The sequence below is a fragment of the Bradyrhizobium frederickii genome, assembly GCF_004570865.1.
In the GTDB taxonomy this organism is placed as follows: Bacteria; Pseudomonadota; Alphaproteobacteria; order Rhizobiales; family Xanthobacteraceae; genus Bradyrhizobium; species Bradyrhizobium frederickii.
Window position 1 is genome coordinate 516,721 of sequence record NZ_SPQS01000002.1, and the last position, 19,986, is coordinate 536,706.

15 protein-coding genes are annotated in these 19,986 nt (G+C 65.0%); 10 read left to right on the top strand and 5 right to left on the bottom strand.

Going from position 1 to position 19,986, the window contains the following annotated elements; all coding sequences use genetic code 11:
* The first annotated feature begins 46 nt into the window (after positions 1 to 46).
* The 3 genes from E4K64_RS05150 to E4K64_RS05160 all read left to right on the top strand — a co-directional run bounded on the left by E4K64_RS05150 (position 47) and on the right by E4K64_RS05160 (position 4,991).
* Entirely contained in the window at positions 47 to 1,633 is a 1,587-nt protein-coding gene (locus E4K64_RS05150; protein ID WP_135162465.1) for a B12-binding domain-containing radical SAM protein, read from the top strand.
* Entirely contained in the window at positions 1,630 to 2,415 is a 786-nt protein-coding gene (eutC, locus tag E4K64_RS05155) for an ethanolamine ammonia-lyase subunit EutC (protein ID WP_135162466.1), read from the top strand. The genes E4K64_RS05150 and eutC overlap by 4 nt, the downstream gene beginning before the upstream one ends.
* A 209-nt stretch (positions 2,416 to 2,624) precedes the next feature.
* Complete coding sequence (locus tag E4K64_RS05160) at positions 2,625 to 4,991, top strand: efflux RND transporter permease subunit (RefSeq protein ID WP_135162467.1); 2,367 nt, start codon at positions 2,625 to 2,627, stop codon at positions 4,989 to 4,991.
* Between the two features lie 30 nt (positions 4,992 to 5,021).
* Here E4K64_RS05160 and E4K64_RS05165 read toward each other — a convergent pair whose 3' ends face one another.
* Positions 5,022 to 5,855, bottom strand: coding sequence for a hypothetical protein (locus E4K64_RS05165; RefSeq protein WP_135162468.1), 834 nt, complete (start codon positions 5,853 to 5,855; stop codon positions 5,022 to 5,024).
* Between the two features lie 83 nt (positions 5,856 to 5,938).
* On the bottom strand, positions 5,939 to 6,436 hold the full coding sequence (locus tag E4K64_RS05170) for a hypothetical protein (protein WP_135162469.1): 498 nt from the start codon (positions 6,434 to 6,436) through the stop codon (positions 5,939 to 5,941).
* A 461-nt stretch (positions 6,437 to 6,897) separates the two neighbouring features.
* Between E4K64_RS05170 and E4K64_RS05180 the strand changes: the two genes are divergently transcribed.
* The 6 genes from E4K64_RS05180 (at position 6,898) to E4K64_RS05205 (ending at position 13,097) form a co-directional block, all read left to right on the top strand.
* Positions 6,898 to 7,131 (top strand): hypothetical protein, encoded by a 234-nt coding sequence (locus E4K64_RS05180; protein WP_126256339.1) that lies wholly within the window; start codon positions 6,898 to 6,900, stop codon positions 7,129 to 7,131.
* Positions 7,132 to 7,319: 188 nt separating this feature from the next.
* Complete coding sequence (gene hpnC, locus E4K64_RS05185) at positions 7,320 to 8,204, top strand: squalene synthase HpnC (RefSeq protein WP_135162470.1); 885 nt, start codon at positions 7,320 to 7,322, stop codon at positions 8,202 to 8,204.
* The gene (gene hpnD / locus E4K64_RS05190) at positions 8,194 to 9,033 is read left to right on the top strand and encodes a presqualene diphosphate synthase HpnD (RefSeq protein ID WP_135162471.1); all 840 of its coding nucleotides are present in this window, start codon (positions 8,194 to 8,196) and stop codon (positions 9,031 to 9,033) included. The genes hpnC and hpnD overlap by 11 nt, the downstream gene beginning before the upstream one ends.
* A complete protein-coding gene (gene hpnE / locus E4K64_RS05195; protein WP_135162472.1) occupies positions 9,033 to 10,289 on the top strand; it encodes a hydroxysqualene dehydroxylase HpnE in 1,257 nt (418 codons plus the stop codon). Before hpnD ends, hpnE begins: the two co-directional genes overlap by 1 nt.
* 64 nt (positions 10,290 to 10,353) lie before the next feature.
* On the top strand, positions 10,354 to 12,351 hold the full coding sequence (gene shc / locus E4K64_RS05200; RefSeq protein WP_135162473.1) for a squalene--hopene cyclase: 1,998 nt from the start codon (positions 10,354 to 10,356) through the stop codon (positions 12,349 to 12,351).
* Entirely contained in the window at positions 12,285 to 13,097 is an 813-nt protein-coding gene (locus E4K64_RS05205; RefSeq protein ID WP_126256330.1) for a phosphorylase, read from the top strand. The genes shc and E4K64_RS05205 overlap by 67 nt, the downstream gene beginning before the upstream one ends.
* A 1,078-nt stretch (positions 13,098 to 14,175) precedes the next feature.
* On the opposite strand, the gene hpnH is transcribed toward E4K64_RS05205, so the two are convergent.
* Both hpnH and ispH read right to left on the bottom strand, forming a co-directional pair.
* A complete protein-coding gene (gene hpnH / locus E4K64_RS05215; protein WP_126256328.1) occupies positions 14,176 to 15,336 on the bottom strand; it encodes an adenosyl-hopene transferase HpnH in 1,161 nt (386 codons plus the stop codon).
* Positions 15,337 to 15,372: 36 nt separating this feature from the next.
* On the bottom strand, positions 15,373 to 16,299 hold the full coding sequence (ispH, locus tag E4K64_RS05220; RefSeq protein ID WP_126256752.1) for a 4-hydroxy-3-methylbut-2-enyl diphosphate reductase: 927 nt from the start codon (positions 16,297 to 16,299) through the stop codon (positions 15,373 to 15,375).
* Between the two features lie 467 nt (positions 16,300 to 16,766).
* On the opposite strand from ispH, the gene hpnN reads away from it, so the two are divergent.
* Positions 16,767 to 19,355 carry a hopanoid transporter HpnN gene (gene hpnN / locus E4K64_RS05225; protein ID WP_135162474.1) on the top strand — a complete coding sequence of 863 codons (2,589 nt, stop codon included), beginning with the start codon at positions 16,767 to 16,769 and terminating at the stop codon, positions 19,353 to 19,355.
* Here hpnN and E4K64_RS05230 read toward each other — a convergent pair.
* Positions 19,323 to 19,958, bottom strand: coding sequence for a DUF2147 domain-containing protein (locus E4K64_RS05230; RefSeq protein ID WP_167771808.1), 636 nt, complete (start codon positions 19,956 to 19,958; stop codon positions 19,323 to 19,325). The two genes, hpnN and E4K64_RS05230, sit on opposite strands and share 33 nt — an antisense overlap.
* Between the last annotated feature and the right edge of the window lie 28 nt (positions 19,959 to 19,986).

Consider the following 19,986-nt stretch of genomic DNA (forward strand, 5'->3'; position numbering starts at 1 on the left):
TGTCTGGCTGGCAATTTCCGCAGTCGAGCGTGGCGGGGGAGCTTAGATGCGAGCTGAAAGTAACGGAACGTCCCGGCGGATCCTCTGTGTGTTTCCGCGCTACACCTCCTCGTTCGGTACGTTCGAGCATTCCTATCCGCTGACCGATGGCGTCCGCGCCTTCATGCCGCCGCAGGGGCTGTTGCTGATCTCGGCCTATCTGCCGCAGGATTGGCAGGTCAAATTCGTCGACGAGAACCTCCGGCGCACGACCAGGGAAGAGTTCGAATGGGCCGAGGCGGTCTTCGTCAGCGGCATGCACATCCAGCGCCAGCAGATGAACGACATCTGCCGCCGCGCGCATGAGTTCGACCTGCCGGTCGCACTCGGCGGCCCCTCCGTCAGCGCCTGTCCCGACTATTACCCGTCGTTCGACTATCTCCATGTCGGCGAGCTCGGCGATGCCACCAACCAGCTGATCGAGATCCTGTCGCGCGACACCGCTCGCCCAGAGAGCCAGGTGGTGCTGACCACCAAGGATCGCGTGTCGATGACGGAATTTCCGATCCCGGCCTACGAGCTTGCCGACGTGAAGAAATATTTTCTCGGCAGCATCCAATATTCCAGCGGCTGTCCCTATCAGTGCGAGTTCTGCGACATCCCCGGCCTCTACGGCCGCAACCCGCGCATCAAGACGCCGCAGCAGATCATCGCCGAGCTCGACCGCCTGCGCGAATGCGGCATGACCGACACGGTCTATTTCGTCGACGACAATTTCATCGGCAACCGCAAGGCGGCGCTGGACCTGTTGCCGCATCTGATCGAATGGCAGAAGCGGACCGGCTACGTGGTCCGGCTCGCCTGCGAGGCGACGCTCAACATCGCCAAGCGGCCCGAGATCCTGGAGAAGATGCGCGAGGCCTACTTCATCACCATCTTCTGCGGCATCGAGACGCCCGATCCCGACGCGCTGAAAGCGATGCAGAAGGACCACAACATGATGGTCCCGATCCTGGAAGGCGTGCGCACCATCAACTCCTACGGCATGGAGGTCGTGTCGGGCATCATCATGGGACTCGACACCGACAAGCCGAATACGGGGGAGGCGCTGCTCGCCTTCGTCGAGGAATCGCGCATTCCGCTGCTCACCATCAACCTGCTGCAGGCGCTGCCGAAGACGCCGCTGTGGGATCGGCTCGAGCGCGAAGGCCGCCTGATCCACGACGACGGCCGCGATTCCAACGTCGATTTCCTGCTGCCTTATGATGAGGTCGTCGCCTCTTGGAAGCAGGCCATGGCGCTCGCTTATGCGCCCGAGAAGGTCTATGCGCGCTATCAGCATCAATGCGACCACGTCTATGTGAACCGGCTCAAGGTGCCGGTGCCGGACGAGATGAAGACCTGGCCCAACATCCGCCGTGGCCTCGTCATGCTGCGCAACATCTTCTGGAAGGTCGGCGTGCTCGGCGACTACAGGCGCGTGTTCTGGAAGTTCGCGCTGGGACGCATCAAGCGCGGCGATCTCGAAGGCCTGATCGGATGCACCCTGATCGCGCATCATCTCATCACCTTTGCTCGCGCGGCCTCCAGCGGCAGGCAGAACGCCTCGAACTACTCGATCCGGCTGCGCGAGGCCGCCGTTCCCGCCGAATGAGCGACAAGTCCGTTCCGGCCCGCCCAACCATTGACCTCAGGTCATTCACGCCCGCGCGCGTCGCGCTGGGCCGCACTGGTGCAAGCGTGCCGACCAGGGCGCTGCTCGACTTCACGCTCGACCATGCCCGCGCCCGCGATGCCGTGCATGCCGCCTTCGATGCGCCGCGCCTGCTCGCCGATCTCGGCGCGCTTGGACTTGCCGTCACCGAGGCGAGGAGCCAGGCGGTCGACCGCAGGGATTATCTGCGGCGGCCGGATCTGGGGCGACGGCTCGAGCCCGGCTCGGTCGAGGTCTTGGCCCGCGCGGCTTCCGCGCCATGCCAGCTCGCGCTGGTGATCGGCGACGGGCTGTCCGCGGCGGCGGTCCACGCCCATGCGGCGGCCCTGGTGAAGCGCCTGCTGCCGTTGCTGGCGGAAGGGGATGCTGTCGCGCTCGGCCAGGTCGTCGTCGCCTCAGGCGCGCGCGTTGCGCTCGGCGACGAGATCGGCGCCATTCTCGGCGCGCGCATGGTCGTGACGCTGATCGGCGAGCGGCCCGGCCTGTCGGCGCCGGACAGCCTCGGCGCCTATCTGACTTTCGCGCCGAAGCCCGGCCGCACCGATGCCGAGCGCAATTGCGTGTCCAACATCCACCAGGCTGGGCTCAGCTATGACGAGGCCGCCTTCAAGATCGCCTGGCTGGTCCGCGAGGGGCTGGCCCGGCAGGTCAGCGGCGTGGCGCTGAAGGACGAGAGCGCGGACCGCGCGCCGCGTCGAATTGGCACATTTCCCCCCGGATGACCGGGGGCAAGGACCCGAAATCGCCACATCTTGATCGATTCGCCCGCACTTCGCCTGCTTGCGAGAAGGGCAATTGACCTGCTAAACCCCTCGCGGCGATTTTCCGCGCATTTTCAAAGGGCAAGCCTCCCATTGGTATGGCGTTTTCAAGCCGTTCGCGGGGCGCAACAAGCTCTCAAGACCGAGCCGATTTAGGAACTGGACAAGGCATGCTCGAAAAGCACAGCGAGAATGAGGTTCATGTCGACAAGATCGAGCAGGGACCTACGTCCTCGATCGCCTTCGGGCTGGAGCGTCTCGGGCTGATCGCCGTCCGGGCGCCGATCGTCTCTTGCATCGTCCTGGTCGCGCTGATCGTCGGCGCCGTGTTCGGCATCCACCGGATCAAGATCGACGATTCGCTGTCGCAGCTGTTTCGCTCCGATACCCGCGAATTCCGCCAGTACGAAGAAGTGACCAAGAAGTTCCCGGCCGAGGAATTCGACGTCCTTGTCGTGGTCGAGGGCAAGAACCTGCTGGCGCGCAACAATCTGGAGAAGCTGCGCGACTTCGTCACCGACTTGCAGCTGGTCGAAGGCACGCGCGGGCTGGTCTCGTTGTTCTCGGCGCGCCAGGCACCGGCGCCGGGCAAGCTGCCGGCGGCGCTGTTCCCGGCCGAGCTGCCCGAAGGCGCCGACTACGACAAGTTCATCGAGACGGTCAAAAACAACGAGATCATCCGCGGCAAGCTGTTGTCGGAAGACGGGACGCTGGCGCTGGTCGTGCTGTCGCTCGATCCGGAGGTGGTCGCTTCCAACAAGCTGACCAAGACCGTGGCCGACATCCGCGCGCTGATGAAGGAGACGCTCGGGGACACCGGCCTCAACGTGCAGCTCTCCGGCGTGCCGGTGATGCAGCTCGAGATCCGCAACGCCGTCGAGCGCGACGGGCTGACCTACAACATCCTCGGCATCCTCGCCGGCTGCATCATCGCCATCATCTTCTTCCGCAAGGTCTCGTTCATGATCGCGGCGGCGTTCCCGCCGATGATCGCGATCCTGCTGGCGCTCGGTGCGCTCGGCTGGGCCAATTTCAATCTCAACATGTTCCTGAACGTGATGACGCCGCTCATCATGGTGATCAGCTTCTCGGACTCGATGCAGCTCACCTTCGCCGCGCGTGACCGGCTGATCGCAGGCCAGGACAAGTTCACCGCGTTCAAGAACGCCGTGCTGGTGGTCGGCCCGGCCTGCGTGCTGACGCACGGCACCGCGGGCATCTCCTTCATCGCGCTGCAGTTCTCCGATTCCGATTTGATCCGCAAGTTCGGCGAGGCGGGCCTCGCCGCCACCATCATCGCGCTGGTCGCGGTGCTGTCGCTGGTGCCGGTGTTCGGCGTGCTGTTCGTGCGCAACGAGAAGGTCTTTGCGGTCAAGTTCCAGGGCGCGGATGCCGGCGTCCAGGCGCTGCGCAATTTCTGCTACTGGATCGCCGTGCGCATGGTCGGCCGGCCCGGCCTGTTCAGCCTGATCGCCGTGCTGTTCGTCGGCGGGCTCGGCGTCATCTACGCCAATCTGGAGCCGCGCTACCGGCTCGCCGACCAGGTGCCGGACAAGCGCCAGGCAGTCGCCGCCAGCGACCGGTTGGATGCCAAGCTCACCGGCGCCAATCCGGTCAACGTGCTGATCGTGTTTCCGAAGGGGCAGTCGCTCTATTCGCCGGAAACGCTCCAGACCATCGCCGAGGTGCATGCGACGGTCGAGAAGGCCGCCGGCGTCGGCAACGTCTGGTCGGTGGAAACGCTGCGCCGCTGGCTGGCGGAGAAGGCCGGCAGCGCCGACGTCGCAACGCTCAAGGAATATGTCAGCGTCATCCCCGAGCATCTGGTGCGGCGCTTCATCGACGCCGAGCAGGACGCCGTCGTGGTCGCCGGCCGCGTGCCGGACAAGGATTCCAGCCAGCTGCTGCCGATCGTCGACAAGCTCGACAACGAGCTCAACACCGTCCGCAACAAGCATCCGGGCTATGAGGTCGCGGTGACCGGTCTTGCGGCGATTGCGGCGCGCAACTCGGCCAGCATGATCGAGAAGCTGAACCACGGCCTCACCATCGAATTCGCGCTGGTCGCGATCTTCATCGGCCTTGCCTTCCGCTCCTGGGTGGTGATGTTCGCCTGCATCCTGCCGGGCATCTTCCCGGTGGTGATGTCGGGAACGGTGCTGTGGGCGATGGGCGAGGGCCTGCAATTCGCCAGCGTCGTCGCGCTCACCGTCTCGTTCGGGCTGGGCCTCAGCGCCACCATCCACTTCCTCAACCGCTTGAGGCTGGAGAACAAGCCGGGCGTCGGCTCTGCGCTCGCGGTGGAGCGGGCGACCGTGCTGGTCGGACCGGCGCTGATCCTGACCACGGTGGTGCTGGCCTGCGGCCTCGTCGTCACCGTGTTCTCCGACCTGCCGTCGCTGCGGCTGTTCGGCTGGCTCAGCGCCTTCTCGATGGTGATGGCCCTCGTCGCCGACCTCTTCATCCTCAGGCCGACGGCGATGTGGCTGATCAATCTGCACGCCAGGCTGCAGGGGACCGACAAGCCGGCGATCTGAGCGGCAGGGTGACGAAGGCGGCCAGCGCTCTCACGCGTCGATCCGCACGACCCCGTAAGGATTGAACTTGAGGTCGCCCTCGGCGTAGTCCTGCTCGTGCGACAGCGTGAGCTTGCGGTCGCGCAGCGTCGCGTCGATGCCGCGCTCGGCCATGGCGTCGGCGAGCTCGTCCATCAGTTTGACCGCGTCCCGATCGCTGCCGCGCGATGTCGCGACATAGACCTCCGGCAGGCCAACGAGGTGGTAGCCGACGGTCTCGTAATAGCGATCGCCGGCGAGCGGGCGCTTGGCGAAGGCGAGACGGCACGCCTTCGTGACGGCGGGGGTCATCTTCAGGCCCTGGCTGGTCCTCGAGCCCTTGCGCGCCTGATCGGCGAGACTGCGCCAGCGCGCGAGGCCATGGGCGACGCCGGCGCTTTCACCTTTCGCCGCAATGGCGCCTGCCTCGAGCATCTCGTCCACGATCAGCAAGGCGGCCGCCGAATAGGCGGCCGACTTCTGCTGATCGATCGGCGGGCTCCGCACGTAGAGCACCGCCTTGTGATTGGCCACGGCGGCTTCGTCGGTCGCGGACCACGCCTTCGGGTAGACGCGGTCCCAGCACACGCCGAACGACCGCGCCATGTTGGGATCGGGTTTTCCTTGCGAATGGGCGCGGTCGATCTCGAAGTCGAAATCGGCGATCGTCGTGGCCACCGCCTTCGGCGGTTGCAGCAGGCCTTCATTCTTGCCGAGAAAGCAGAGCACGTGACGCGGCTTTACCGACGAGGACTGCATACTCGCCCCCTGCGGATCGCTCGCGAAGGCGCGGGTGGCCACGAACAGCCCGGCGGCCTTGAGCAGATGTCTGCGTGTCGGGTCCATCTCCGTTCCGGGTGGGTTGATGTCGGCAAAAAGCCCCCGGCTCGGCAGAACCGGGGGCCCTGATGCTTTCAAGCGGGACGGGATCAGCTCTTCGTCATGGTGATGTTGACGCCGCGGATCTCTCCCTTCGAAGAAATCTGCACGGTTTGCTTGGTGCCGTTGGTGCGCAAAGAGAGGTTGGCGGCAAAGCCGTTGGCCTCGACGAACACGTCGATCTGGCCGCCGCCGGCGGTGCCCTGGAGATTGCCGAAGATGTTGCGGCTGGCCTCACTCCAATTGCCGGAGATGCGCTCGCCCTGGCTCGTCACATCGCTGGTGAGATCGAACTTGTAGCTGTCGGATGCGCAGTGCAGGGCCTGCTTCAGGTTGAGGCCGCTGCCGGCGACTTTGTAGTCGGCCTTGCAGCGAATGCGCTCGGTGGAGCCGTCGGACAGCGACACCGTGCCGGTGCCGGTCCATGCGCCGTCGAAACCGGCAAACGGGCCGGACGACTGAGCATGGCCTGCCGAAACCGAGAAGAGCAGCGCCGCCCCGATGCCGGCCGCCTTGATTGCCAGTCCAGATCGCCCAATGAATGTCATCTCAAATATCCCGTTTTAGAACGACGCCCGCTTACGCGTGATAACGTCTCGCCACATCGAAAGTTTAGTGCTTTGAGCGAGTGGCAGGTTCAAAGCCAGGCCGCCGGAGATGGCCATTCACGAAGCCTCGCGCCAGGCCCGGAGCCCCCGGTCTGCGCAGTTTCGGGAGGTTTCCGGCGGCAAAGGCGGGGTGGAGAGATGCAGCTCTGCAACAGGTCCGCAGCAAAACGCGGCGCCCTTGAATTATGACGTAGTATCAACCTCTTACATCTGTCAATGAAGGTTGAGGGAAGACCTGATTTGGTGGGCGCGGCGCCAATTTGGCCGCATTTGCCAGTGCTTGTGCCTTCTCTGAAAGCCGCTATGTCCGCGGCGATTTGCCATCAGAACAAGCCGTTCCGGTCGTCCGCCCTGTGCAGTCCGGGTCCGGTGCGATTCTGCCGCCAGAATGAAGGAATACAATGCGTAAGCTTCTCGTCGCTCTCACCCTGCTGTCGGCATCTGTTTCGACGGCGGCGTTCGCCCAGCAGGGGCGTGGCACGGACGCCGAGCAGAAAGCCTGCACGCGCGACGTGCAGAAGTTCTGCCGTCCGGTTATCGACCAGGGCGATTTCACCATCCTGGCCTGCCTCAAGGAGAACCGCTCCAAGATCTCGCAGGCCTGCGACCAGGTCCTGAAGAACCACAACCAATAAGCTCGGCCACTGGCCCACATAGGCGGCCCCGGGGCCGCCTTTTCGGGCCCCGTCGGCAAGGGCAGCCATCGAGAGACAGGATTGGTTTTGCGGCCGTATTCCCCTATATGGGGGCCGCGGCGGATCGCCGGCACGAGCCCGCGAGCGAAGAAGCCCTTTCTATCCAAACGATTGTAAGCCAGCCCTCGATGACCTCTGCGAGCGAATTGCGATCCGGCAAGGGAGACCGCGACGAGAATTTTCCCGTCGCGTCCTGGATCATTCATCCGCGTCATCGTGCCCTGATCCTGGCGTACTATAATTTCGTCCGCACCGCCGACGACATCGCCGACCACGCGACGCTCCCGCCCGACCAGAAGCTTGCTTATCTCGACCTGCTGGAGGCGGAGCTGCTCGGCCAGGGCGATACCCAGGCCGAGGCCGTCAGTTTGCGGCATGCGCTCGCCGAGCGCGGCATGGCGCCGCGCCATGCCCTCGACGTGCTGACCGCGTTCCGCATGGACGTGACCAAGCTGCGTTACGAGACCTGGGACGAGGTCATCCACTATTGCCGATATTCCGCGATGCCGGTCGGCCGCTTCATGCTCGACGTCCATGGCGAGAGCACCTCGACCTGGGCCGCATCGGATGCGCTCTGCGCGGGCCTGCAGATCAACAACCACCTGCAGGATTGCGGCAAGGATTTCCGCGAGCTCAACCGCGTCTATCTGCCGCGCGATGCGCTGGCGGCACACGGCGCCTCGGTCGAGCAACTCGGGCTTTCACAGTCGCCGCCGGCGATGCTGGCCTGCCTGCACGGGCTTGCCGCGCGCAACGAAGCGCTGCTCGACGAGGGCAGGTCGCTGGCTGCCGAGATCCGGGATTTTCGCCTCGGCGTCGACGTCGCGGTGATCCAGGCCTATGCCGACCGCATCGTGCGCCTCTTGAAGGTCCGCGATCCGCTGCGCGAGCGGGTGCATCTGAACAAGTTCGAGCTGCTCGTCTTCAGCCTTGCCGGGATGATCAGTGAGGCCGGCCGCCGCGCGATGGGACGCAAGGCCATTTCCAGACCGGGGACTGCCCATGACGCTTGAGGCGACCTCGCCCGGCGCCAATTATGGCTCGACCGCATCCGGCAGCTCCTTCTACGCCGCGATGCGCATCCTGCCGCATGACCAGCGCGAAGCGATGTTCCAGATCTACAGCTTCTGCCGCCAGGTCGACGACATCGCCGATTCCGACGGCCCGCGCGAGGAGCGGCTCGCCGCGCTTCAAGAATGGCGCAACGACATCGAGGCGCTCTATCAGGGCAATCCGCCGCCGCGGCTGAAGGATTACGTCGCCTCGGTGAAGGCCTTCGGCCTCAAGCGCGAGGATTTCCTGGCGATCGTCGACGGCATGGAGATGGACGTGCCGCAGGACATCCGCGCGCCCGACATGGCGACGCTGGATCTGTATTGCGATCGCGTCGCCAGCGCGGTGGGACGGCTGTCGGTGCGGGTCTTTGGCCTGCCCGAAGAAGACGGCATCCAGCTCGCCTATCATCTGGGCCGCGCGCTTCAGCTCACCAACATCCTGCGCGACATCGACGAGGACGCCGGCCTCGGCCGGCTCTATCTGCCGCGCGAGGCGCTGCTGCATGCCGGCATCACCTCCAGCGATCCGAGCCGCGTGATCGCCGAGCGCGCGCTGCCGAAGGTCTGCCTGCCGCTGACGCAGCGTGCGAAAGCGCATTTCGAGAAGTCGGACGAGATCATGAACCGCAACAAGCGCCGCGCCGTGCGCGCGCCGCGGATCATGTCGAAATACTATCATTCCATTCTGGATCTGCTGATTGCGCGCGGTTTCAACGCGCCGCGCCAGCCGGTGCGTGTGTCGAAGGTCACACGCATCGCCATCCTGCTCCGTTACGCTTTCATCTGATGCAAAAGACAGCTCACATCATCGGTGCTGGAATTTCCGGCCTCTCCGCCGCCGTGCGGCTCGCCAATGCCGGCTTCAAGGTCGCCGTGCACGAGGCCACGCACCAGGCCGGCGGCCGGTGCCGTTCCTATTTCGACGGCGCCACCAACCTCACCATCGACAATGGCAATCATCTGCTGCTGTCGGGCAACAGCCATGCGCGCGCCTATGCGCGCGCGGTCGGCACCGAGGCGGGCCTGGTCGGCCCCGAGAGCGCGCAGTTTCCGTTCGTCGACATCAAGACGGGGCAGCGCTGGCAGATCGATCTCGGCAGCGGCCGGCTGCCGACCTGGGTGCTCGACGAGAGCCGCCGCGTGCCCGACACGGGCCTTGCCGATTACCTGAAGCTGGCGCCGCTGATCTGGGCGTCGGAAGAGACATTGGTCGGCAAGTCGATTCCTTGCGAAGGCGTGCTCTATCAGCGCCTGGTGCAGCCGCTGTTGCTCGCAGCCCTCAACGTCGATCCGCCCGAGGGCTCGGCGGGGCTTGCCGGCGCGATCGTGCGCGAGACGCTGCTTGCCGGCGGGCAGGCCTGCCGTCCGCTGATCGCGCGCGACGGTCTCAGCGCCGTGCTGATCGAGCCCGCGGTGAAGTTCTTGGCTGAGCGTGGCCACATTGTTCAGCTCGGCCATGAGCTGCGCTCGTTCGCGACCGGCGACGGCAAGGCCAGTGCGCTGCATTTCGGCGGCGAGGATGTTATCCAGCTCGGTGAGGGCGATGTCGTCGTGATGGCGGTGCCGCCGCGCGCCGCCGCCAGCCTGCTGCCCGGCCTGAAGACGCCGACCGAATTCCGCGCCATCGTCAATGCGCATTTTCGCATCACGCCGCCGCCGGGTTCGGCACCGATCCTCGGGGTGATCGGCGGCATCGTGGAATGGCTGTTCGCATTCCCGAACCGGCTTTCCGTCACCATCAGCAATGGCGACCGTCTGGTCGACATGCCGCGCGAGGAACTCGCGCAGGCGGTCTGGAACGATGTCTGCAAGGCCGGCGGCGTGTCCGGCGAGCTGCCCCCTTGGCAGATCGTGCGCGAGCGCCGCGCCACATTTGCGGCGACGCCGGCGCAGAATGCCCTGCGCCCGGGGCCGGTCACCGCGCTGAAAAACCTGTTCCTTGCGGGGGATTGGACTGCTACGGGATTGCCTGCAACCATCGAGGGATCGGTCCGGTCCGGTGATCGCGCCGCCGATCTGGTTCTGGCCGCCAAAGCATCCTGAAAGGCGGCCCTGACGGGCAGACGTCCCGGCCAATTTCAATCCACTATCGGAGCAATCGAGCGAGATGGATTCCGTGAACGCGACCAGCCGCGAAGCCCTTCAACAGGAGGCCTTGCGCCCGGGGACCTTGCAACCGGGCATCTTGGAATCGAGCATTGCATCGGCGACGCAGGGCGTCCTCGAGCTCCAGCAGGCGGACGGCCATTGGGTGTTCGAGCTCGAGGCCGACTGCACGATTCCGGCCGAATACGTCCTGTTGCGCCACTATCTCGCCGAGCCGGTCGATGCCGTGCTCGAAGCCAAGATCGCCAATTATCTTCGCCGCGTCCAGGGCGCCCATGGCGGCTGGCCGCTGGTGCATGACGGCGAGTTCGACATGAGCGCCAGCGTGAAGGCCTACTTCGCGCTGAAGATGATCGGCGATTCCGTCGACGCCCCGCACATGGTGCGCGCGCGCGAGGCGATCCATGCGCGCGGCGGTGCGATTCACAGCAACGTCTTCACCCGCTTCCTGCTTGCGATGTACGGCGTGGTGACCTGGCGCGCGGTGCCGGTGCTGCCGATCGAGATCGTGCTGCTGCCGTTCTGGTCGCCGTTCCACCTCAACAAGATCTCCTATTGGGCGCGCACCACCATGGTGCCGCTGATGGTGCTCGCAGCGCTGAAGCCGCGCGCGAAGAACCCGAAGGGCGTCGGCATCGACGAATTGTTCCTGCAGGATCCGCGCTCGATCGGCATGACCGCCAAGGCGCCGCACCAGAGCATGGCCTGGTTCCTGCTGTTTCGTTCGCTCGACGCGATCTTGCGCGTGATCGAGCCGCTGTTTCCCAAGAGCCTGCGCAAGCGTGCCATCGACGCCGCACTCGCCTTCACCGAGGAGCGCCTCAACGGCGAGGACGGCATGGGCGCGATCTATCCGCCCATGGCCAACATCGTCATGATGTACGACGCGCTCGGCAAGGATGAGAATTATCCGCCGCGCGCGGTCACGCGCCGGGGCATCGACAAGCTGCTCGTGATCGGCGAGGAGGAGGCCTATTGCCAGCCCTGCGTCTCGCCGGTCTGGGATACGACGCTGACGGCGCATGCGCTGCTGGAGGCGGGCGGCGACAAGGCGGTGCCGGCCGCCAAGCAGGGCCTCGACTGGTTGATCCCGAGGCAGGAGCTCGAGCTGAAGGGCGACTGGGCGGTGAAGCGGCCCGACGTGCGTCCGGGCGGCTGGGCCTTCCAGTACAACAACGCGCATTACCCCGACCTCGACGACACCGCCGTGGTGGTGATGTCGATGGACCGCATGCGCCGCGAGCACGGCGCCACCGGCTACGACACCGCGATCGCCCGCGGCCGCGAGTGGATCGAGGGCATGCAGAGCGACGACGGCGGCTGGGCCGCCTTCGACGTCAACAATCTCGAATATTACCTCAACAACATCCCGTTCTCCGACCACGGCGCGTTGCTCGATCCGCCGACCGAAGACGTCACGGCGCGCTGCATCTCGATGCTGGCCCAGCTCGGCGAGACCGCGAAGACCAGCAAGCACGTCGCCGACGGCGTCGCCTATTTGCGCAAGACCCAGCATCCCGAAGGGTCCTGGTACGGCCGCTGGGGCATGAACTTCATCTATGGAACCTGGTCGGTGCTCTGTGCCCTCAACATGGCCGGCGTCGACCACAAGGACCCCATGATTCGCAAAGCCGCCGCCTGGCTGGCCTCGATCCAAAACAAGGACGGCGGCTGGGGCGAGGACGCCGTCAGCTACCGGCTGGACTACAAGGGCTGGGAAGCCGCCCCCTCGACCGCCTCGCAAACGGCATGGGCCTTGCTTGCCCTCATGGCGGCAGGCGAGGTTGATCACCCGGCCGTCGCCCGCGGGGTGGAGTACCTGATTGCAACACAAAACAAAAAAGGACTGTGGGACGAGCAGCGGTACACCGCCACAGGCTTCCCCCGGGTGTTCTATCTACGTTATCATGGTTACCCAAAGTTCTTTCCGCTGTGGGCGTTGGCGCGGTATCGGAACTTGCGGAACACCAACAGCAGGGTGGTAGGGGTCGGAATGTGACTTTGGGGACGGGGGACTATTTTACCGCGGGTCAGGCCATCGACCCGCGGCCGATACTGATCGTGACCGGACTGGTGCAGGAGGCCCGCATCGCGGCCGGGCCGGGAATGGCCGTCATCTGTTCATCCAGCAGCCCGACGCAATTGCGGGCGCTTCTGACCGTGGTTGATCCCGAGACGATTCGCGGCGTGATCTCGTTCGGCGTTGCCGGCGGGCTCGACCCGAGCTTGCGCTCCGGCGACGTCGTGCTGGCGACCGAGGTGTTGTCCGGCGACACTCGCTGGGCCGCGGGGCTCTCGCTCGGCGACGATCTGATCGACCGCCTGACGTCGGGACGCCGCCGCGTCGTGCGCGGCAGCCTCGCCGGTGCCGAGGAAGTGGTCACCAAGCGCTCCTGCAAGGCGGCGCTGCATTCTGAGACGGGCGCCGCTGCCGTCGACATGGAAAGCCACATCGCCGCCGCCTACGCCGCCGAAGCCGGACTGCCCTTTGCCGCGGTTCGCGTCATCAGCGACCCCGCTCACCGCGCGCTGCCGGCGATCGCCCGCGCCGCGATCAAGCCGAACGGCCAGATCGACCTCGCCGCCGTGCTGCGCGGCATCGTGCGCAATCCGGCAACGCTGCATGCCCTGGTCTCGACCGGCATCGACTTCAACCGCGCGCTGCGGAGCCTGCGCGGCTGCCGCGATTATCTGATCGGGACGGAGCTGATCGAGAGCGAGCCGCTGGTGTCGAAGGCGGCCTGAGCGGCGTCTTCGAACTGATGAGATGAACGGCCCGGTCGCCATCGCGATCGGGCCTTTTTGTTGTCAGGCAACACGACGCATCAAAGACCCCGTATGGCCGTTGGGAGAGGCCGGCAGACGTCTACACGAGCCGTCGGGCAAAACACCACAAATGCCGTCAACCCCTTCCCGCAAAAATATTCCACTTTCCCGAATTTCGGATTTATGGCATAGAGCGTCCATCCCGGCCCTGCCAGAGGGGCGCTTCGCGATCGTCACGAGATGCGGGCCGGGGTGCGGTGGACGCGGCAGCGCCGGCGCGAAAGGCGATGACAGGGCGGGCAACCGTGAGTCATGCGCGGCGCGCTACGACACGGCGCGGTAACAGCGGTTTCGGTCGTCGTCGGAGGTGAGCACACGCGAGCCCCCGGCGATCAGGTCAAGCCGTCCGCGGACGGAGAAGTCGTGTGGTCCCGACGCCCGGGGTTCTGGCGTCAAATCTCGCCGTGATGTGGCGGCCAACCGGCGCGCGCATCGGCCAGCGGCGAGGCGACGGGGGCAATAGTGCAACGCTCCCCGAGGAGAGCACGAAGGACACCGTTAAAACCATCCGCGCAGGGAAGGCCGGGCGACCGGCATCACCTGTGATCCACCCCGTGTGCATCTCTGTTGCGCACGGATCGCGGGTGCCGCCGGCGCCCGGCCTTCCCTGCGCCCTCTGGTCTTTCGAGGGCGGCGAACACGAGCAAGCCTCGGGCAAAAGGTGCCGCGAGAATGCGGATGTGCGTCTGCCAAGATCGAAGGTCAATCGAAGCAGTCATCAATACCGAAGTGCAATCATTTGCCGGATCTCGTGCCCCGGACGCAGTGCAGCGCCCCCGCGATGCGAAGCATCGTCGGGAGCGATGCGCTGCAGAGCGGGGGCCCATGCAGCGCCACGGCACGTGGTTGCTGGGTCCCGGCTCGGCGCAGCAGCGCAAAGAGCGCTGCAGCGCGTCCGGGACAACGGGCCGCTTATCTTGCGGCACGACGGCACAAGACAAAGGCCCGGTCGCGATCGCGGCCGGGCCTTCGTCGTGAGAGTTGAGTGCGTCCGCTCTTACGCCGCGGTCGAAGCCTTCTGTGCGGCCTTCGCCTGCGCAGCCTCGGCCTCGTCCTTGCGGATCTCCGAGAGCTTCTTCTGGACCTGCTCCGAGAAGATGTACTGCGCCGGGCGCTGCTTCGACATGTCGATCTCCGGCGCCATCGGGCCCGAGGTCTTGATGCCGCGCAGCGACACCCACATCGCCTTCAGCGGGTTGTTCAGCGCTGCGGTCGCCGCCGTCGGCTCGTAGCCGCAATGGGCCATGCAGTCGGCGCACTTCTCGTAACGGCCGGTGCCGTAGCTGTCCCAGTCGGTGGTCTCCATCAGCTCCTTGAAGGTCTTGGCGTAGCCTTCACCGAGCAGATAACAGGGCTTCTGCCAGCCGAAGATGTTGCGCGCGGGCATGCCCCACGGCGTGCACTCGTATTCCTGGTTGCCGGCGAGGAAGTCGAGGAACAGGGCCGAATGCATGAAGTTCCACTTCTTGCCCTTGCCCATCGCAAAGACGTCGCGGAACAGCTTCTTGGTCTTGGTGCGGTTGAGGAAGTGCTCCTGGTCCGGCGCGCGCTCATAGGCATAGCCCGGCGACATCGAGACGCCGACGCCGAGCTCGACGGTGAGGTCCAGGAATTTGGCGATCTCCTCGGCCGGATGGCCGTCGAAGATGGTGGCGTTGACGTTGACGGTGAAGCCGCGTGCCTTCGCCGCCTTGATCGCGGAGACGGCGCGGTCGAACACGCCCTTCTGCGACACCGCCTTGTCGTGGTGATCGCGCAGGCCGTCGAGATGCACGGAGAAGAACAAATAAGGGGAGGGCTCGAACAGATCGAGCTTCTTCTCGAGCAGCAGCGCGTTGGTGCAGAGCGAGACGAACTTCTTGCGCGCGACGAGGCCGCGCACGATCTCGCCGATCTCCTTGTGGATCAGCGGCTCGCCGCCGGGAATCGCCACCATCGGCGCGCCGCATTCGTCGGCGGCGTCCCAGCACTCCTGCGCGGTCATGCGGCGGTTGAGGATCGCATCCGGATAATCGATCTTGCCGCAGCCGACGCAGGCGAGGTTGCAGCGAAACAGCGGCTCCAGCATCAGCACGAGCGGGTAGCGCTTGCGGCCAAGCAGTCTCTGCTTGAGCAAATAGCCGCCGATACGCATTTCCTTGAAGAACGGGATAGCCATTACGAGTTTCTTTCTGGGCTTTTTAATTCGGGTGGGTCAGCTCGCGGCCAGTTGGGCCGGAAGCCGGAATTCGATGTTTTCCTCACGGCCCGGCAAAACCTGGACCTTCACCGGTCCGATCCGCCGCATCGCTTCGATGACGTCATCCACGAGTACCTCGGGCGCCGAGGCGCCGGCCGTGATGCCCACGGTCCTGGCATTCTTCAGCCACTCCGGATCGAGCTCGCTGCCGTCGGCAATCAAATAACTCGCGACGCCGGCCTCGGTGCCGATTTCGCGAAGCCGGTTCGAATTCGAGCTGTTGGCGGCGCCCACCACCAAGATCACGTCGACCAGCTTGCTCAAGTCCCTTACCGCAGATTGGCGGTTCTGTGTCGCATAGCAGATATCCCGGATATCCGGGCCTTGAATATCTGTAAAGCGGGCCTGAAGGGCCGCAATGATGTCCTTGGTGTCGTCGACCGACAGGGTGGTCTGGGTGATGTAGGCCACTGGCGTATCCGCCGGCAGCGTCAGCGCCTTAACCTCTTGAACGCTCTGGACAAGCAGCACGGGGGCGGGAACCTGGCCCATCGTGCCCTCGACCTCGGGGTGTCCGGCATGGCCGATCAGGATTAGCGTGCGGCCCTTGGTGATGTAGCGCTTCCCCTGATTGTGAACTTTCGTGACCAGGGGGCAGGTGGCGTTGAGCACCGGAAGGTCGCGCGCGGCGGCCTCTTCCTCGACGCTGCGGGCGACGCCGTGGGCACTGAACACCGTGACCGACTTCGGCGGGACCTCGGACAGCTCCTCGACGAAGATTGCGCCTTTGTTCTTCAGGCTCTCGACGACGTACTTGTTGTGCACGATCTCGTGGCGCACGTAGACGGGCGGGCCGTACTTCTCCAGCGCCCGTTCCACGATCTCGATCGCACGCACCACGCCCGCGCAGAAGCCGCGCGGCTGCGCCAGATAAACTTCCATGGGTTGCCCATCACGCAAGTTGCACCAATCCGCTTCAAAGTCCCCGGCGGCATGCCGATACTGACCAATGAGTTGCAATATCCGCACCATTGGTTCGCGCACGCGGTAGCCGCCCACCCCCGGTCGGGGCTCCGGCGCATGGAGGCGCAATACTTTGTGTCAAAAAATCGGCAGCAAGGAAAGGTCAAATGAAACCTCCAGCTCCGATCGAGGCTCTGTTGCGGTATTATAGTAGTTAGATTTCCCCAAGTGGCAAGCGCGTCGAAAGTGCCCAGTCTTTCGTCACTTTCCCGCCTCAACTCCCCGGCTATACCGGCCGCCCCCGCATGGTTTTGCCCGGGTCTCCCGCCGTTTACTTCGAACCTCCTCGCGGCGAGAACCACCCAAAACAGCAATAGGTTTCGCCCGGGAACTCCGATAAACAGCGGGCGTTTCCGGCAAGCTGTTTAACCGCAGAAAGAAAAGAAGTGCTGCAAAGCGTCGTCGTTGCCATCGTCAGGGCCTGCACCCGGTTTGCCTCCCTCGTCGTCGTTCTCGGGCTCCTGCTGTCGGTGGGCGCGGGCTATTACGCGTCCCGGCACTTCGCCATCAACACCGACATCAATTCGCTGATTTCTCAAAATCTCGACTGGCGCAAGCGTGACCAGCAGTTCGACAAGGCGTTCGATCAGAATGAATTAATCCTGGCTGTGGTCGAAGCCCGAACGCCCGAGATGGCGAGCGCGGCGTCAGACGCGCTCTATGCCAGGCTGAAGGACGACAAGACCAACTTCCAGTCGATGCACCAGCTCGGCAGCGGCGAGTTCTTCGAGAAGAACGGCCTGTTGTTCCTGCCGACGGAAGAGGTCGGCAAGATCACCGGCGAGTTCGAATCCGCCGCGCCCCTGATCGAGATCATGGCCGGCGATCCCTCGATCCGCGGCCTGACCGGCGCGCTGGAGACCGGACTTGCCGGCGTCAAGCGCGGCCAGGTCAAGCTCGACAACACCGCGCGGCCCTTCAACCTGATCGCGCAGACGGTCGAGACCGTGCTCAACAAGGGCAATGCGAGCTTCTCCTGGCGCGAGCTCGTCAGCGACGAGCCGCTGAAGGATAGCGACAAGCGCGCCTTCATCGAGTTCAAGCCGGTCCTCGACTACAACGCATTGGAGCCCGGCAAGGATGCCACCGATGCGATCCGCAAGGCCGCTGCAGATCTGGATTTTCCGGCCAAATACCAGGCGCGGGTGCGGCTGACCGGCCCGGTCCCGATCGCCAATGAGGAATACGCCACCGTCCAGGAGGGCGCCGTCATCAACGGCGTCGGCACGGTTCTCGTCGTGCTGGTCATCCTCTGGCTCGCGTTGCATTCCTCGAAGATCATCTTCGCCGTGTTCGTCAATCTGTTCGTCGGCCTTGCGCTCACGACCGCCGCCGGCCTGATGATGGTCGGATCGTTCAATCTGCTGTCGATCGCGTTCGCGGTGCTGTTCGTCGGCCTCGGCGTCGATTTCGGCATCCAGTACAGCGTCCGCTACCGCTCGGAGCGCTTCAAGCACAACGATCTTTCCGGCGCGCTGGTGCTGGCGGCCAAGCGCTCGGCAGTGCCGCTGTCGCTCGCGGCGATGGCGACCGCCGCCGGCTTCCTCTGCTTCATGCCGACCGACTACAAGGGCATCGCGGAGCTCGGCCAGATCGCCGGCGTCGGCATGCTGGTGGCGTTCCTCTCCTCGATCACCGTTCTGCCGGCCATGCTGAAGCTGCTGAACCCGCCGGGCGAGAAGGAGCCGGTCGGCTACGCCTTCCTGGCGCCGCTCGACCACTTCCTGGAGAAGCACCGTGTGCTGATCGTCGGCGGCACGCTGCTGCTGGCGCTCGGCGGCCTGCCGCTGCTCTACTTCATGAAGTTCGACTTCAACCCGATGAACCTGCGCAATCCGAAGGCCGAATCGATTGCGACCTTCCTCGATCTGCGCAAGGACCCCAACACCGGCGCCAATGCCATCAACGTGATGACGACGTCGGAGGAGCAGGCAAGGCAGGTCGAGGCGAAGCTGGAGAAGGTGCCCGAAGTGCTGCGGGTGATGTCGCTCGACAGTTTCGTGCCGCAGGACCAGCCGCCGAAGCTGAAGCTGCTCGCGCAGGGCGCCAAGGTGCTGAACCCCGCACTCAACCCCGATCAGATCGATGCGGCGCCGTCGGACCAGGAAAACGTCGAGGCGCTGAAATCCTCCGTCGATAATCTGCGCCGGACCGCGGGCGAGGCGAAAGGGCCGGGTGCGGTCGCCTCGCGCCGTCTGGCAGACGCGCTCGAAAAGCTCGCCAATGGAGACGAGGCCACGCGGAACAAGGCGCAGGACGTGTTCGTCACGCCGATGAAGGTCGTGTTCGACCAGCTCAGAAACGCGATGCAGGCAGAGCCTGTCACCCTGAAATCACTGCCGCCCGACCTCGTCAGCGCCTGGAAGAGCAAGGACGGCATTATCCGCGTCGAGGCGCTGCCCAAGGGCGATCCGAACGACAACGACACGCTGCGCAAATTTGCGGCGGCGGTGCTCGTTGCCGAGCCGACCGCGATCGGCGGGCCGGTCTCGATCCTGAAATCCGGCGACACCGTGGTGCGGGCGTTCATCCACGCCGGCATCTATGCGCTGCTGGTGATCGGCCTCTTGCTGTGGATCACGCTGCGCCGCTTCGTCGACGTGCTGATGACGCTGGTGCCGCTCCTGGTTGCGGGCGCGGTCACGCTCGAGATCTGCGTGTTGATCGGCCTGCCGCTCAACTTCGCCAACATCGTCGCGTTCCCACTGCTGCTCGGCGTCGGCGTCGCCTTCAAGATCTATTATGTCGTGGCCTGGCGCTCGGGCAGGACCAACCTGCTGCAGACCAGTCTGACCCGCGCGATCTTCTTCAGCGCGCTGACGACGGCGACCGCGTTCGGCAGCCTGTGGCTGTCGAGCCATCCCGGCACGTCCAGCATGGGCAAGCTGCTGGCCCTTTCGCTGGTGACGACGCTCGCGGCGGTGCTGCTGTTCCAGCCGGCCCTAATGGGCAAACCCCGCAATCTCAGGGAGTAGGCAGATGTCGCCGACCGGATCGGTGGCGCTCTTCTGACCGGGTTTGGCTGCGCCGGCGGCCTTCGGGGCTGCGGGCGCAGGCGCTGGCGCTGCGGCCGTCGTCGTAGCTGCGGCTTTCGGCGCCGCGCCGGTGGGCTGCTTTGGCGCGCCTTTGGCCATGGCATTGGCGGTGCTCAAGGGGATCGGCGGGCCAACCCGAGTCCAGGTCTCGCCGCCGCAGAGGAAGCCCATCACGCAGCCCTTGATTTCGAGCTGGTCGGGACCGCTCGGCGTGATGGTCGCGCTATAGGTCTGGCCGTCCTGGGCGTTGTAGACCTGTCCCTCCCACTGATCGGCGCCTGGCTTCTTCTTCATGTCGATCAGCGTCACCATGCCCAGCGTCGGCCTGTTCTTTTTCGAGACATCCGGATTGTTCTCGTCGCGCCCGCCGGGCTGCTTTTCCCAGGAGACTGCGCCCCACATGCTGCCATTGCATTGGGCGACGCGGATGTTGGCGACGCCGTCGGCAACCCGCCAATCGCCGGTGGGGTCGGCGGCGAGCGCCGGGGTCAGGCAGGTGTAACCGCCAGCCAGTATTAGTCCGGTGTAAAGGGCTAAACGCATGATAGTTCCTCGGCAGTGCAACATGGTC